General features: G+C 64.9%; 14 protein-coding genes. 6 read left to right on the top strand and 8 right to left on the bottom strand.

Annotated elements, in window-relative coordinates:
• Positions 1–25 precede the first annotated feature (25 nt).
• The gene (locus tag WS64_RS14365) at positions 26–802 is read right to left on the bottom strand and encodes an L-iditol 2-dehydrogenase (RefSeq protein ID WP_048988957.1); all 777 of its coding nucleotides are present in this window, start codon (positions 800–802) and stop codon (positions 26–28) included.
• A 328-nt stretch (positions 803–1130) separates the two neighbouring features.
• On the opposite strand from WS64_RS14365, the gene WS64_RS14360 reads away from it, so the two are divergent.
• The 4 genes from WS64_RS14360 to WS64_RS14345 are packed head-to-tail and all read left to right on the top strand — an operon-like array spanning position 1131 to position 4227.
• Positions 1131–1592 (top strand): Fur family transcriptional regulator, encoded by a 462-nt coding sequence (locus WS64_RS14360; RefSeq protein ID WP_011546084.1) that lies wholly within the window; start codon positions 1131–1133, stop codon positions 1590–1592.
• 46 nt (positions 1593–1638) lie between these two features.
• Complete coding sequence (locus WS64_RS14355) at positions 1639–2550, top strand: metal ABC transporter solute-binding protein (RefSeq protein ID WP_060966717.1); 912 nt, start codon at positions 1639–1641, stop codon at positions 2548–2550.
• Between the two features lie 17 nt (positions 2551–2567).
• Positions 2568–3452, top strand: a complete 885-nt coding sequence (locus WS64_RS14350) for an ABC transporter ATP-binding protein (RefSeq protein ID WP_060966716.1) — start codon at positions 2568–2570, stop codon at positions 3450–3452.
• Positions 3445–4227 carry a metal ABC transporter permease gene (locus WS64_RS14345; protein ID WP_012329133.1) on the top strand — a complete coding sequence of 261 codons (783 nt, stop codon included), beginning with the start codon at positions 3445–3447 and terminating at the stop codon, positions 4225–4227. Before WS64_RS14350 ends, WS64_RS14345 begins: the two co-directional genes overlap by 8 nt.
• 107 nt (positions 4228–4334) lie before the next feature.
• On the opposite strand, the gene fghA is transcribed toward WS64_RS14345, so the two are convergent.
• From fghA to WS64_RS14330, 3 genes are all read right to left on the bottom strand, one after another.
• The gene (gene fghA / locus WS64_RS14340) at positions 4335–5183 is read right to left on the bottom strand and encodes an S-formylglutathione hydrolase (protein ID WP_059578505.1); all 849 of its coding nucleotides are present in this window, start codon (positions 5181–5183) and stop codon (positions 4335–4337) included.
• A gap of 16 nt (positions 5184–5199) precedes the next feature.
• Positions 5200–6306 (bottom strand): S-(hydroxymethyl)glutathione dehydrogenase/class III alcohol dehydrogenase, encoded by a 1107-nt coding sequence (locus WS64_RS14335; protein WP_006483756.1) that lies wholly within the window; start codon positions 6304–6306, stop codon positions 5200–5202.
• Positions 6307–6520: 214 nt separating this feature from the next.
• The gene (locus WS64_RS14330; RefSeq protein ID WP_060966715.1) at positions 6521–8002 is read right to left on the bottom strand and encodes a xylulokinase; all 1482 of its coding nucleotides are present in this window, start codon (positions 8000–8002) and stop codon (positions 6521–6523) included.
• Positions 8003–8440: 438 nt separating this feature from the next.
• Between WS64_RS14330 and WS64_RS14325 the strand changes: the two genes are divergently transcribed.
• Positions 8441–9814: a nucleobase:cation symporter-2 family protein gene (locus WS64_RS14325; protein ID WP_059578514.1), complete on the top strand. Its 1374-nt coding sequence runs from the start codon at positions 8441–8443 to the stop codon at positions 9812–9814.
• A 120-nt stretch (positions 9815–9934) separates the two neighbouring features.
• Here WS64_RS14325 and WS64_RS34300 read toward each other — a convergent pair whose 3' ends face one another.
• Both WS64_RS34300 and WS64_RS14320 read right to left on the bottom strand, forming a co-directional pair.
• Positions 9935–10354, bottom strand: coding sequence for an OmpA family protein (locus WS64_RS34300; RefSeq protein WP_155720427.1), 420 nt, complete (start codon positions 10352–10354; stop codon positions 9935–9937).
• A 57-nt stretch (positions 10355–10411) separates the two neighbouring features.
• On the bottom strand, positions 10412–10768 hold the full coding sequence (locus tag WS64_RS14320; protein WP_244166555.1) for a M35 family metalloendopeptidase: 357 nt from the start codon (positions 10766–10768) through the stop codon (positions 10412–10414).
• 143 nt (positions 10769–10911) lie between these two features.
• Here WS64_RS14320 and WS64_RS14310 point away from each other — a divergent pair.
• Positions 10912–12053 (top strand): IS3 family transposase gene (locus tag WS64_RS14310; RefSeq protein WP_155720390.1). Its coding sequence is split into 2 segments (ribosomal slippage): positions 10912–11164 and positions 11164–12053, totalling 1143 coding nucleotides; the frame shifts between segments, so codons are not numbered across the junction.
• 301 nt (positions 12054–12354) lie between these two features.
• Here the strand turns inward: WS64_RS14310 and WS64_RS32875 are convergent.
• Both WS64_RS32875 and WS64_RS32870 read right to left on the bottom strand, forming a co-directional pair.
• A complete protein-coding gene (locus WS64_RS32875) occupies positions 12355–12909 on the bottom strand; it encodes a PAAR domain-containing protein (protein WP_081059325.1) in 555 nt (184 codons plus the stop codon).
• The gene (locus tag WS64_RS32870) at positions 12906–13583 is read right to left on the bottom strand and encodes a PAAR domain-containing protein (RefSeq protein WP_081103830.1); all 678 of its coding nucleotides are present in this window, start codon (positions 13581–13583) and stop codon (positions 12906–12908) included. The genes WS64_RS32875 and WS64_RS32870 overlap by 4 nt, the downstream gene beginning before the upstream one ends.
• Positions 13584–13697 lie beyond the last annotated feature (114 nt).

The following is a 13697-nucleotide window of genomic DNA, read 5'->3' as shown; positions in this document are numbered from 1 at the left end:
ACGGCGCGTGCGAGCGGCGGCATTTTCAGCTCATCCAGTTGCCGCCGTCGACGTTCAGCGTCTGGGCGGTGATGTAGTCGGCGTCGGCCGACGCGAGGAACAGCGCGGCGCCCGTCAGGTCGCCCGGCACGCCCATGCGGCCGAGCGGCACGGCTTCGCCCACGAGCCGCTTCTTCTCGCCGAGCGGCCGGTTCTCGTAGCGCGCGAACAACGCATCGACCTGTTCCCACATCGGCGTGTCGACCACGCCCGGCGCGATACCGTTCACGTTGATCCGGTGCGGCGCGAGCGCGAGCGCGGCCGACTGCGTATAGCTGATCACCGCGGCCTTGGTCGCGCAGTAGTGCGAAACGAGCGCCTCGCCGCGACGGCCGGCCTGCGACGACATGTTGACGATCTTGCCGCCGCGCCCCTGCTCGACCATCCGTTGCGCGACCGCCTGCATCAGGAAGAACAGCCCTTTCACGTTGACCGAGAACAGCCGGTCGAACACGTCCCACGATTCGTCGAGGAGCGGGCGCATGTCGAACAGCGCCGCGTTGTTGAACAGGATGTCGACGCCGCCGAAGCGCTCGACCGCCGTCGCGACGATCCGCTCGATGTCGTCGCGGCGCGTGACGTCGGCCGTGACGGCCACCGCGCGGCCGGGGTTGGCCTCGATCAGCCGCGCGAGCGAGCCGCCCGCCGGCTTCACGTCGACGAGCACGCAGCGCGCGCCCTCGTCCAGATAGCGTTGCGCGACCGCCTCGCCGATGCCGCTTGCGGCGCCCGTCAGGATCGCGACCTTGTCTTCCAGTCTCACTGGCTGTCTCCGGTTCGTTCTGTTGCATGCCGGTCGCGAAGTGAGCGAACGCTCGGCGACCGATCAATTGCTCTGTTAGTGATCGAATGATCGGATACGCGATACGCGCTGTCAAGACGACGTGACGGCTTTCTATGACGCGCTGCGGCACGGCGGCGCACGACGACGTCCCGCCGCGCCCGCACGGCAAGGCGCGGCGCGCACGGTGCGACGCAGTGGCATCGGCGGCGACGGGGACGGAGCGAGGACGGAAAACGGAATTCGCGCTGCACGGCGCGGCGATACGTTATATCATCGCGATACTGTGTTTCATCGCCTGCTTCACGCCATGGCTACCTCATCGTCCATTGACGCCCGGCTGTCCCGGGCCGACGCATTCGCCGCCGAGCACGGGCTCGCGTGGACGCCGCTGCGCCGCCAGGTCTACGAACGCGTGCTGGCCGCGCAGCGCCCGATCGGCGCGTACGACCTGCTCGCCGAACTCGAACCGCAACGCGGCCGCGTGCCGCCGACCACCGTCTACCGCGCGCTGGATTTCCTCGTCGAGCACGGCTTCATCCACCGGATCGAATCGAAGAACGCGTTCTTCGCGTGCTGCGAGATCGGCGTGCCGCACGAAGGCCAGTTCCTGATCTGCGATTCGTGCGGCGACACCGTCGAGATTCCCGGCGGCGACCTCGCGAAGCAGTTGTCCGCGAGCGAGCCCGCGCACGGGTTCGAAGTCCACCATCAGGTCGTCGAGCTGAGCGGCCTGTGCGGGCATTGCAAGCGCAAGCCCGCGCAGCGCTGACGCCGAATCGCGCGGCGTACGCGCCGCCCTTCCAACGAGGAGTTCCATGTCCATTGCCCTGAAGCGCGCGCCGCGGCGCGCCCTGTCGCCTGTCCGCTGGCTGGCCGCCGCCGTCGCCGCGCTGTCGTTCGCCGCACCCGTGGTCGCGCAGGCCGCGACCGTCAACGTCGTCGCCGCGGAGAATTTCTACGGCGACGTCGCGTCGCAGATCGGCGGCCGCCACGTCGCGGTCACCAGCATCCTCAGCAATCCGGATCAGGATCCGCACCTGTTCGAAGCGAGCCCGAAGACGGCTCGCGCGCTCCAGCACGCGCAGGTCGTGATCTACAACGGCGCCGATTACGATCCGTGGATGGGCAAGCTGCTCGGCGCGTCGAAACAGGCGAAGCGCGCGACGATCGTCGTCGCCGATCTCGTCGGTAAGAAGGCCGGCGACAACCCGCACCTCTGGTACGACCCGGCGACGATGCCGGCGGCCGCACGCGCGATCGCGGCCGAGCTCGGCCGCGCCGACCCGGCGAACAAGGCAGAGTACGACGCGAACCTGCAGAAATTCGTCGCGTCGCTGAAACCCGTCGACGACAAGGTCGCCGCACTGCGCGCGAAGTACAAGGGCGTGCCCGTGACGGCCACCGAGCCCGTATTCGGCTATATGTCCGACGCGATCGGCCTCGACATGCGCAACCAGCGCTTCCAGCTCGCGACGATGAACGACACCGAGGCGAGCGCGCAGGACGTCGCCGCGTTCGAGAACGACCTGCGCAAGAAGCAGGTACGCGCGCTGATCTACAACAGCCAGGCCGAGGAACCGATGACCAAACGCATGCTGAAGATCGCGCGCGACGGCGGCGTGCCGACCGTCAGCGTCACCGAGACGCAGCCGGCCGGCAAGACCTTCCAGCAATGGATGACCAGCCAGCTCGACGCGCTCGGCAACGCGCTTTCGGCCGGCAAGTAACCGACAACCGTCACGACATGACCGCCACTCCCCACGCCCTCGCACTCGATCGCGTCACGCTCGAACTGGGCGGCCGCACGATCCTGCGCGACGTCAGTTTCTCGATCGAGCCCGGCGAATTCGTCGGCGTGCTCGGGCCGAACGGCGCGGGCAAGACGACGCTGATGCGCGCGGTGCTCGGCCTCGTCCCCGTGTCGGCCGGCACGCTGTCGGTCGGCGGCGTGCCGGTCGCGCGCGGCAACGCGTCGATCGGCTACATGCCGCAGATCAGGAGCGGCCTCGCGAACCGCCGGATGCGCGGCTACGATTTCGTCGCGATGGCCGCCGACGGCCATCGCTGGGGCCTGCCGCACACGAATGCGGCCACGCGCCGCGACGTCGATCGCGTGCTCGATCTCGTCGGCGGCCCGTCGCTCGCGCGCCGGCCGCTGTCCGAACTGTCCGGCGGCGAACGGCAGCGCCTGCTGCTCGCGCAATGCCTGCTCGGCAACCCCAAGCTGCTGCTGCTCGACGAGCCGCTGATCAGCCTCGACCCGAACCATCAGCGCGGCGTCGTCGAACTCGTGCGCAACGTGCAGCGCGAGCTCGGCATCACCGTGCTGTTCTCCGCGCACGAACTGAATCCGCTGCTGAACGCGCTCGATCGCGTGCTGTATCTCGGCAACGGCGTGGCCGCGCTCGGCACCGTCGACGAGGTGATCACGAAGCCCGTGCTGTCGCGGCTCTATGGATCGCCGATCGACGTGATGCGCGTAAACGGCAAGATCTTCGTGATGTCGGGCGACGTCGAGATCGAGAAGCACGATCACGAACACGAGGACGACGACGGCCACTCGCACGGCGGCGGCCACGGCCATCACCACCACGGACACGCTCATCCCGGGCATTCGCACGATGTTTGAATACGACTTCATGATCAACGCCTTCGCGGCGTCGGGAATCGTCGCGGTGCTCGCGGGCATCGTCGGCTACTTCCTGGTGCTGCGCGGGCAGACCTTCGCGGGCCACGCGCTGTCGCACGTCGGCTTCACCGGCGCGACGGGCGCGGTGCTGCTCGGCATCTCGCCGATCTGGGGGATGGTCGGCTTCACGCTCGCGGCCGGGATCGGGATGGGCGCGCTCGGCGAAAGGCTCGCGGGCCGCGACGTCGCGATCGGCGTGATCCTCTCCGGCGCGCTCGGCTTCGGCCTGCTGTTCCTGCATTTCTATACGTCGTTCGCGACGCAGGTCACCGCGCTGCTGTTCGGCAACGTGCTCGCGGTCAGCCACGACACGCTCGCGGTGCTCGCCGGCATCGGCGCGGTGAGCCTCGCCGCGCTCGCGCTGATCGCGCGGCCGCTGCTGTTCGCATCGCTGCAGCCGGAACTGGCCGAAGCCAAGGGCGTGTCGCTGCGCACGGTGTCGATGCTGTTCCTGGCGGTGTGCGCGCTCGCGGTGGCCGCGGCGACGCAGATCGTCGGCGTGCTGCTCGTGTTCACGCTGCTGGTCGGGCCGGCGGCGGCCGCGCAGAACGTGTCGACGCGGCTGTCGACGGGCGTGCTGCTCGCCGCGCTGTTCGCGCTGTTCGAAGCGTGGGCCGGCATCGTGCTCGCGTATCACACCGATTGGCCGACGAGCTTCTGGATCACCGCGCTGTCGGCGCTCGTGTATGGGGCGAGCCTGCTGCGACGCAACTGATCGGCGCGACGGGCGCCGCCCGATGCCAATCAAAACGCCGGCGTGCCCGAGGGCAGCGCCGGCGTTTTTTCATGCGCACCGGACGCGTTACCTGCTTGCGCCGCTACTCACCGCGCAAGCACACGCGCATGATGCGCGAGGTGATCGGCGATGAACGTCGAGATGAAGTAGTAGCCGTGGTCGTAGCCCGGATGGCGGCGCAGCGTCAGCGGTTGGCCGGCCTTCGCGCATGCGGCTTCGAATACGTCGGGGTTCAACTGGTTCGCGAGGAATTGATCGGCGAGCCCCTGATCGACGAGGATGCCGTCCGCGAACTTCGGCGCATCGGCGCGCGCGACCAGCTCGCTCGCGTCATGCGCCTTCCACGCCTCGCGATCGGCGCCGAGGTAGCCCGAGAATGCCTTCTCGCCCCACGGGCAGCGCGTCGGCGCGGCGATCGGCGCGAACGCCGACACCGACCGGTACAGGCCCGGATGACGCAACGCGAGCGTCAGCGCACCGTGCCCGCCCATCGAGTGGCCGAAGATGCCGAGCCGCGCGCCGTCGATCGGCAGCTCGGCCACGACGAGCTCGCGCAGCTCACCCGTCACGTACGACTCCATCCGGTAATGTGTCGACCACGGCGCTTCGGTCGCATCGACGTAGAAACCCGCGCCGACGCCGAAATCCCACGCATCCGTCTCGCCCGGCACGCCCGCGCCGCGCGGGCTCGTATCGGGCATCACGAGCGCGATCCCGTGCTGCGCCGCGTATTGCTGCGCGCCGGCCTTGATCGCGAACGTCTCGTCGGTGCACGTGAGCCCCGCGAGATAGAACAGCGCCGGCACGCGCTGCTGCGCGGCCTGCGGCGGCAGGTACACCGAGAACTTCATCGGCAGGCCGATGGCCGCCGAATCGTGACGGTAGAAACGCTGCTCGCCGCCGTGGCACGCATGCGAGGAAACGAGTTCGAGCATGGCGGTGCGCTCCCGGTCAGTACAGCACGACCGAGCGGATCGACTCGCCGGCCTTCATCAGGTCGAAGCCTTCGTTGATCCGCTCGAGCGGCAGCGTGTGCGTGATCAGGTCGTCGATGTTGATCTTGCCTTCCATGTACCAGTCGACGATCTTCGGCACGTCGGTGCGCCCGCGCGCGCCGCCGAACGCCGAGCCCTTCCATTCGCGGCCCGTGACGAGCTGGAACGGACGCGTGCTGATTTCCTCGCCCGCTGCCGCCACGCCGATGATGAACGACTGGCCCCAGCCCTTGTGCGTGCATTCGAGCGCCTGGCGCATCAGCTTCACGTTGCCGACGCATTCGAACGAGTAGTCGGCGCCGCCGTCGGTCAATTGCACGATGTGGTCGACGACGTTCTCGACTTCGTTCGGGTTGATGAAGTGCGTCATCCCGAACTTCTTCGCGAGCTCGACGCGCTTCGGGTTGATGTCGACGCCGATGATCTTGTCCGCGCCGACCATCTTCGCGCCCTGGATCACGTTCAGGCCGATCCCGCCGAGGCCGAACACGACCACGTTCGCGCCGGCCTCGACCTTCGCCGAGTACACGACCGCGCCCACGCCCGTCGTCACGCCGCAGCCGATGTAGCAGATCTTGTCGAACGGCGCGTCCTCGCGCACCTTCGCGACAGCGATTTCCGGCACGACGATGTAGTTCGAGAACGTCGACGTACCCATGTAGTGGAACAGCGGCTTGCCGTCGAGCGAGAAACGCGACGTCGCGTCGGGCATCAGGCCCTTGCCCTGCGTCGCGCGGATCTTCTGGCACAGGTTGGTCTTGCGCGACAGGCAGAACTTGCACTCGCGGCATTCGGGCGTGTAGAGCGGAATCACGTGGTCGCCCTTGCGCACCGTGCCGACGCCGGGGCCGACGTCGACCACCACGCCCGCGCCTTCATGGCCGAGGATCGCCGGGAAGATCCCTTCCGGATCGGCGCCCGACAGCGTGTAGTAGTCGGTGTGGCAGATGCCCGTCGCCTTCACTTCGATCAGCACTTCGCCGGCGCGCGGCCCTTCGAGATCGACTTCCTCGATCGTCAGCGGCGCACCCGCCTTCCATGCAATCGCGGCTTTCGTTTTCATCGTGTCACTCCTGTGTGTCGGTGAGATCGGCCCGGGCTGGCGTGTCGCTGCCGGCCCGGGACTCATGCAAAGCGGTCGAAGCCGTGCCGCGTGGCACGGCGCAAGAATCTCGTGCTCGCCATGATGGCCGCTCCCGGCGCGCATCGCGTGCGGGAAACGGCCACCGGCTTGCCAGGATGCGTCATCGCTGACGCAAAAGAACAAGTGTTCGAGTTTAAACGCCCGTCGTGAACCATGCATCCGTGCGGGCGTACAGATCGACGAAGCGCGCGTAACGTGCGGCCAGCGGGCGGTCGTCTTGCGGTGCGGCGACGGGCGACGCCGTCGGCGCCAGCGCGTGCAACGCCTCTTCACGCCAATGCCCGATCGCGACGCCCGCGAGCAGTGCGGCGCCGCGCGTCGCGGCGTTCGGGCAATCGATCGCGTGCAGCGACGCGCCGAGCGCGTCGGCGAGCAACTGGCGCCAGCGCGGATCGACCGAGCCGCCGCCCGCGAGGCGCAGCGTCGCCACCGCGTCGCCGGGGTCGGCGTCGCGGATCGCATCGAGCCCCGCGCGCAACGCGAACGCGACGCCTTCGAACGCGGCGCGCATCATCGCGCCGCGCGTGTCGCCGAGCCCGAGGCCGAGCCAGCCGCCGCGCGCATCGGGATTCATCCACGGCGAACGCTCGCCGCTCAGGTACGGCAGGAAGCACAGCCGCTCGGACGCCGGCTGCGCGAACGCATCGTCGTACGCATCGGCCCATCGCGCATAGCCGAGCCAACCGCGCACGGCTTCGAGCGCGAGCCCGACGTTCTGCATCGCCGCCATCGTGTAATAGCCGCCGCCGGCCGCCGCACGATAGCGATGCAATCCGTGTCGCGCGGGCGGCAGCGTATCCGCGAGCACGACGATCTGGCCGCCGCTGCCGGTCGTCAGCAGCGCGTCGCCTGCCGCGGCCAGCCCGCTGCCGAGCGCCGCGCAGGCGGTGTCGGCCGCGCCTGTCGCGAACGGCACGCCAGCCGGCAGGCCGAGCGCGGCGGCGGCCTGCGCGCCGAGCACGCCGCAGCGCGCGGTGGACGCACGCACCGGCGCGAAGCGATCGCCCGGCAGGCCGAGCGCCTCGATCAATGCGCTGTCCCACGCGCCGTCGGGCGTCGCGAGCGCCGTCGCGCACGCGTCGCTCGGATCGGCCGCGACGTCGCCGCCGAGCACGATGCGCAGCCAGTCCTTCGGCTGCACGGCCCAGCGCGCGGCGCGCAGCGCGTCGGGTTCGTGCGTGGCGAGCCAACGCAACAGCGGGCCGGCCATGCCGGGCGCGACGGGATTCGGAGCGACGGGCAATCCGGCGACGGGCATTCCGGCGACGGACACTCCGGCGGCGTGCCAGTCGGCCGCGTCGGCCTCGCGCACCGCGCGCGTGTCCGGCCACAGCAGCGCAGGCCGCACCGGCTCGCCGGCCGCGTCGATCAGCACGACGCCATGCATCTGGCCCGAAAAACCGATCGCCGCGACCTGCGCGCGCTCGTCGGCCGGCAGCCGCGCGGCCGCGCGCACGAGCGCCTGCCACCACGTGGCGGGCGCGATTTCCGCCCAGCCGGGCTGCGGCGACGACAACCCGTAAGGTTCGCTCGCGACGGCCCGCTCGACGCCGTCGGCATCGAGCGTGACGAGTTTGACGGAGCCGGTGCCGAGGTCGATTCCGAGCAGGCGCATGACGTGAAGGGAGATTCGGATGAACGGATGTCGATGATAACGGGATCGCGATGCGCACTCCGGTTTTTGCCGCCGCGCCGACACATCGAACGTGCTGCCGGCCGGGAGATTGACGAGGCCGCACCCTGCACGCAAAAGCGGCCGCTCGCGGGTTAACCCGGCACGTTTTCCGTACGCCCTTTTTTGCCACTATGCGGCCCGCGCGATACACACCATAAAGCACCCCATATTTGACAGGGGGGCCGGCGCTATTTTGAAGCGCTATAAAACCGGTACGCGTCACTCCCGCGGCAGTTTCCCGATGATCGCCCCCCTGTTCCATACCGACATGGCATATCGAACCAGCAAAGAACGGAATAGAACCCAGTGCTCTTGTTGCATGGATTCATTCCGAATAACTTCGTATCACCCCGAAAACAAGATCATGGAGTGAGACAGATGCAATCGAACACGGTCCATCCGTGCGATGAGGTGCTGCCGACCGGCAAGCTGGTAACGCTTGGCCTGCAGCACGTCCTCGTCATGTACGCCGGCGCCGTCGCCGTGCCGCTCATCGTCGGCGCGGCGCTCAAGCTGCCGAAAGACCAGATCGCGTTCCTGATCAGCGCCGATCTGTTTTCGTGCGGCATCGCCACGCTGATCCAGACGCTGGGCCTGTGGATCTTCGGGATCCGCCTGCCCGTCATCATGGGCTGCACGTTCGCGGCCGTCGGCCCGATGATCGCGATCGGCACGAACCCCGGCCTCGGCATTCTCGACATCTTCGGCTCGACCATCGCGGCCGGCATCATCGGCATCGTGCTCGCGCCGATGATCGGCAAGCTGTTGCGGTTCTTCCCGCCGGTGGTGGTCGGCACGGTGATCGCCGTGATCGGGCTGTCGCTGATGGAAGTCGGCATCAACTGGGCGGCCGGCGGCGTCGGCAACCCCGAGTACGGCAGCCCCGTCTATCTCGGCCTGTCGCTGCTCGTGCTCACGCTGATCCTGCTGATCAACAAGTACGGCCGCGGCTTCATCGCGAACATCTCGGTGCTGCTCGGCATCGTCGCCGGCTTCGTGATCGCATTCGCGCTCGGCCGCGTGAACACCGACGGCGTGGCGCATGCGCCGTGGGTCGGCTTCGTGATGCCGTTCCACTTCGGCCTGCCGCACTTCGACCCGCTGTCGATCGTGACGATGGTCACGGTGATGTTCGTCACGTTCATCGAATCGACCGGGATGTTCCTCGCGGTCGGCGACATGGTCGATCGCCCGGTCAACCAGGAGCGCCTCGTGCGCGGCCTGCGCGTCGACGGCCTCGGCACGCTGATCGGGGGCATCTTCAACTCGTTCCCGCACACGTCGTTCTCGCAGAACGTCGGCCTGATCGGCGTGACGGGCGTGAAGAGCCGTTTCGTGTGTGCGACGGGCGGCGTGATCCTCGTGCTGCTCGGCCTGTTTCCGAAGATGGCGCAGGTCGTCGCGTCGGTGCCGCCGTTCGTGCTCGGCGGCGCAGGCATCGTGATGTTCGGGATGGTCGCGGCGAATGGCATCAAGGTGCTGTCGAAGGTCGACTTCGTGAATCACTCGCACAACCTGTTCATCGTCGCCGTGAGCGTCGGCATGGGCCTCGTGCCGGTCGTGTCGCCGCACTTCTTCTCGAAGCTGCCGCCCGCGCTTGCACCGATCCTGCACAGCGGCATCCTGCTGGCGTCGGCCACGGCCGTGATCCTGAACATCGTGTTCAACGGCGTGAAGGGCGAAAAGGAGGCGAAGTGCGAGATCCGTCGCGCGGGGCATGATTTCGACGGGCGGCCTGTCGATCTGCACTGACGAACACCAGGCATGCGTCGGCTCGTGACTGGCCGGCGCTTACTGCATGGTGCGTAAGAGGCTGCTTCACATCGTCGAAATGGCAGCACTGCCGCTGCGCGGCAGATCGCGGCCAATACCTCATTCCACTTGGCAAGGGCATTCATGCGGGCAACCGGGAAGGAAGTCGATTTCTACTCGTCGGCCATTATCCGGCACACCGTTCAGATGATGCGACTTATAAAGCCTGGCATCGACGTCGACAGGTGCTCGACCGAGCCCCAATGTGACTAGAAGCCTCTTGACACTTTCCGCGCGTTGTTGAGCCAGCACGCGCGGCTGCCTTTCGTCAGCGTTGGCAAGGCCACCGACGGACGTACGATCAAGATTGGGATATTTGAGTTGAAGGTCTATCGCCCAGTTCGCCAGCTTTATGAGCTCGTCGCCGGATACTTTGGCAGAATCTCGTTCAAACGAAACATCAAGCGTATGAACCGGGGAGCAGGCGAATGTTCCGGCCGAGAAAAACGCCAACGCAATACATGCCGGTCCTTTCATCATATCGATCTTCCGTTGGACTCGATCAGATTCAACAAGGATTGCTGCGCCACGCCGCCTCTAGTCTTCATAGATAATATACCCGGCAATGCTATCCGCATTATTGATTGCGAGATCGGGGCGCGTCCGCGCCAATACCAAGCACTCGCGCATGAAATATTGATGATCCTGAGCGCCGAAAGTATCGGCAAAATGAGTGCACTCATGAATCAGCGTCGATAACATCGAGTCCTTCGCGCTGGATATGGGACGCATCCCACAAAAATTCTCATGGATACAGATAGTATGGGTAGCTGTGTCAGGACCGCAAACATGAGCGACGGCACCATCAGGGTCCTTGTTATTCGGCGTACAACCAAGATACCGATCAAGTTCCTCTGAGTGACGAACAAAGTTTCCAGGCTTGAGATCGCGCATCACCCGACTTACTTGTGCGAGTCCGACTGTCAGACGTTGCCGAATCGTTTCATCGCTTGAGCTGACCCTGACCCAAGAAATAGTCCGGTTCAAAAGTAGAGAAATTCGGCATGATGTGTCCAAGCGGACACGAAGGCCATGCCATGAAGACAAGCAAGTTTACGGAAGAGCAGATCGCATTTGCACTGAAGCAAGCCGAGTTGGGGACGAAGGTCGAAGAGATCTGCCGCAAGCTCGGAATAAGCGAGGCGACTTTCTACAACTGGAAGAAGAAATTCGGAGGTCTGGGACCTTCTGAGTTGCGCCGCTTGCGCCAGCTCGAAGAGGAAAACGCGAAGTTGAAGCGGCTCGTAGCAGACCTGAGCCTGGACAAGGCCATGCTGCAGGACGTACTCGCAAAAAAGCTCTGAAGCCTTCCCGTCGGCGCATGTTGATCGATGAGTTGCGTGATCGCTATCGAACCAGCTTGACGAAGACATGCGCGTTGTTTGGCATGTCTCGTTCGCTGTATCGGTATCAGTCGGTTGCGCGCGATTCGTCGGCGCTGCTCATGCGTATCAAGGAAATCACCGCCACGCGCGTGCACTACGGGTATCGACGCGTTCATGTGGTCCTGCGACGGGAAGGCTGGCGAGATAATTGCAAGCGCGTCTACAGGCTGTATCGTGCGGAGGGCCTGTCACTGCGGCATAAGCGACCACGACGTAACAAATCGGCTCGGCTGCGACAGCCCAAGCACATCGTGACCGCGATCAACGAAATCTGGAGCATGGATTTCGTTGCAGATGCCCTGTTCGATGGGCGACGCCTTCGGACTCTGACCGTCGTCGACAACTACACACGGGAATGTTTGGCCATCGAGGTCGGACAAAGTCTGAAGGGAGAGCATGTGGTCAAAGCGCTGATGCGTATTACTGCAACACGTGGGCACCCCGCCACGATCAAGGTCGACAATGGCAGCGAGTTCATCTCGAAGGCAATGGATCGCTGGGCCTACGAACATGGCGTTGAATTGGATTTCAGTCGGCCGGGCACGCCCACTGACAATGCCAAGGTCGAAAGCTTCAACGGGCGTTTCCGGCAGGAATGTCTGAACGCACATTGGTTCTTGTCATTGGCCGACGCGCAGAGCAAAATCGACGACTGGCGCACGTACTATAACGAGGTGCGCCCCCACTCTGCATTGCAGTGGATGACGCCCGCCGAATTCGCCCGTCAGGCAAGGGAATCCGCCTCGCCTGACAACTCAACCAAGCCGGAAATCTCCACTTCCGACCGGGACTAATTCTGGTTCAGGGTCACAAGCCGGAAATCTCCACTTCCGACCGGGACTAATTCTGGTTCAGGGTCAGAGCCAAACCACGTTGCGACGCGTTGACGTTCGACCGCCCCCCACCTGCGCAAGTCTACGAGCCGTACGTCGATCATTCGTACGGCTCTGTCGCGTAACGTTAGAACCATACGGCGAAATTCCGCATCGGTCATGTTTGGACAGATGGGCGGCCCGTTCGATATCAATGCTTCGATTACCGAACCTTCTTTCAGGTCTGTCATCGCCTCCGCAATTGCTACGCGATCGCCATCACTCATTCTTCTTCCCCGCTGACTTCCAGTTTTACCGACTCGGGCTTCAGCGTGACCACTCGCATGGTATGGCCCTGCGCATCGGTAGTCCCTGATGCCAGCACGTCACCACGGCAATTTGTAATCCAATACCGAACGCCTGCAACAGGTTGCCTGGACTTCTTGTTGCGAATGACGAACTGCTGATCATGGACCGCAGTGCGTCCTCTTGCAGGAGCGACGCCTAAGTCATTCTTCCCTGTCAACCGCGCCACCTCTTCCGCGGCAAAGGTCATCTTCATGCCGCGCTCGGCGTAGAAAACAGGTGGCGGATTGCAATCGCAGACGTTGATATCACCACTCAACGCCCACGGCTTGCCGTTTGGTCCAGTGCCGGGCCAACGTGGCCCCTCCGGGGCGACAAACCCTTCCTGCTTGCATGCCGTGCAGTACGTCTTCATGTAGAGCGTTGCGATATGCACGCGCGGCGGCGGATTGGAACAGGTGACGCCCTCCAATCCTTCCGTAATCGTGGCGCTGCCGCCCCGGTCACCTTTGGCAAGGAAATAACGGATCATGAATTCTCGCCTCGATGCGCAACAGTTGGACGCCTCACAACGGCGAAGGCGTCAGCCGATACCAAGCCATCACGCTCAGGGCTATCGGTAATGACGTCGCCGTTATCCAGTTCGCTACCGACGAAAGCCAGCGGCTGGAAGTCTCCGTTATCCACCCGCCCAAGGCCGCTTACGATTCGCGCAGTCGAGCCGTCTGCGTAGTGAATCTGATTACCTACGACACCAGCCCTGCCAAGCCGGACACCGGTGTCCCACGTGCCGGTGACTTCGCGCAACGCACCGCCTCGCGCGGTCGTGGCTCCTCGTACAGCCAATCGGTAGCGCGGCGACGCGGGCGGCGGCACATAATCCTTGTTAAACAATCCCTCGGCCGTTTCGCCAGTCGGTACATGAATTCCCCACAACCGCTGAAGCGTTTCGACGATACGATCGCCGTTGCTCAACCGGCTACCCACCAGCGCAAACGGCTTGTCGCTGCAAATCGCATATTGGCCTGCGTCATCCATAATGACGGCCTCGCTGCCATCCTCGTAAGTGACGACATCGCCAACACGGGCAACGACAAGCCCGGCAACTGCCAGGCCGCTGGTAGCAGTGGTTACCCGCCCACCGCGCTCGGTGAGCGCCCCGATGGTGGCAAAAAGATGAGTCGGTGCAGCGGGCTCGCGCTTCATCCGGATTTCCTTTCTCGACAATGGGTGAGGAATGCTCCATACAAAATTTGCACGGACGAGAAAGAAGAAGCAATCAGACGAATTCGAATTTCGTATAGCTAATTGTTATAAGCA

This window comes from Burkholderia anthina, assembly GCF_001547525.1.
Taxonomy (GTDB): domain Bacteria; phylum Pseudomonadota; class Gammaproteobacteria; order Burkholderiales; family Burkholderiaceae; genus Burkholderia; species Burkholderia semiarida.
The sequence above is the reverse complement of the archived record's forward strand: the minus strand, read 5'-3'. Positions and strand labels throughout refer to the sequence as shown.

Bases quoted from the DNA above. Each gene is read 5' to 3' on its own strand.
- WS64_RS14360 (WP_011546084.1), top strand. From the start codon at position 1,131: ATGGCTACCTCATCGTCCATTGACGCCCGGCTGTCCCGGGCCGACGCA.
- WS64_RS14355 (WP_060966717.1), top strand. From the start codon at position 1,639: ATGTCCATTGCCCTGAAGCGCGCGCCGCGGCGCGCCCTGTCGCCTGTC.
- WS64_RS14350 (WP_060966716.1), top strand. From the start codon at position 2,568: ATGACCGCCACTCCCCACGCCCTCGCACTCGATCGCGTCACGCTCGAA.
- WS64_RS14345 (WP_012329133.1), top strand. From the start codon at position 3,445: ATGTTTGAATACGACTTCATGATCAACGCCTTCGCGGCGTCGGGAATC.
- fghA (WP_059578505.1), bottom strand. From the start codon at position 5,183: ATGCTCGAACTCGTTTCCTCGCATGCGTGCCACGGCGGCGAGCAGCGT.
- WS64_RS14335 (WP_006483756.1), bottom strand. From the start codon at position 6,306: ATGAAAACGAAAGCCGCGATTGCATGGAAGGCGGGTGCGCCGCTGACG.
- WS64_RS14330 (WP_060966715.1), bottom strand. From the start codon at position 8,002: ATGCGCCTGCTCGGAATCGACCTCGGCACCGGCTCCGTCAAACTCGTC.
- WS64_RS14325 (WP_059578514.1), top strand. From the start codon at position 8,441: ATGCAATCGAACACGGTCCATCCGTGCGATGAGGTGCTGCCGACCGGC.
- WS64_RS34300 (WP_155720427.1), bottom strand. From the start codon at position 10,354: ATGATGAAAGGACCGGCATGTATTGCGTTGGCGTTTTTCTCGGCCGGA.
- WS64_RS14320 (WP_244166555.1), bottom strand. From the start codon at position 10,768: ATGCGCGATCTCAAGCCTGGAAACTTTGTTCGTCACTCAGAGGAACTT.
- WS64_RS32875 (WP_081059325.1), bottom strand. From the start codon at position 12,909: ATGATCCGTTATTTCCTTGCCAAAGGTGACCGGGGCGGCAGCGCCACG.
- WS64_RS32870 (WP_081103830.1), bottom strand. From the start codon at position 13,583: ATGAAGCGCGAGCCCGCTGCACCGACTCATCTTTTTGCCACCATCGGG.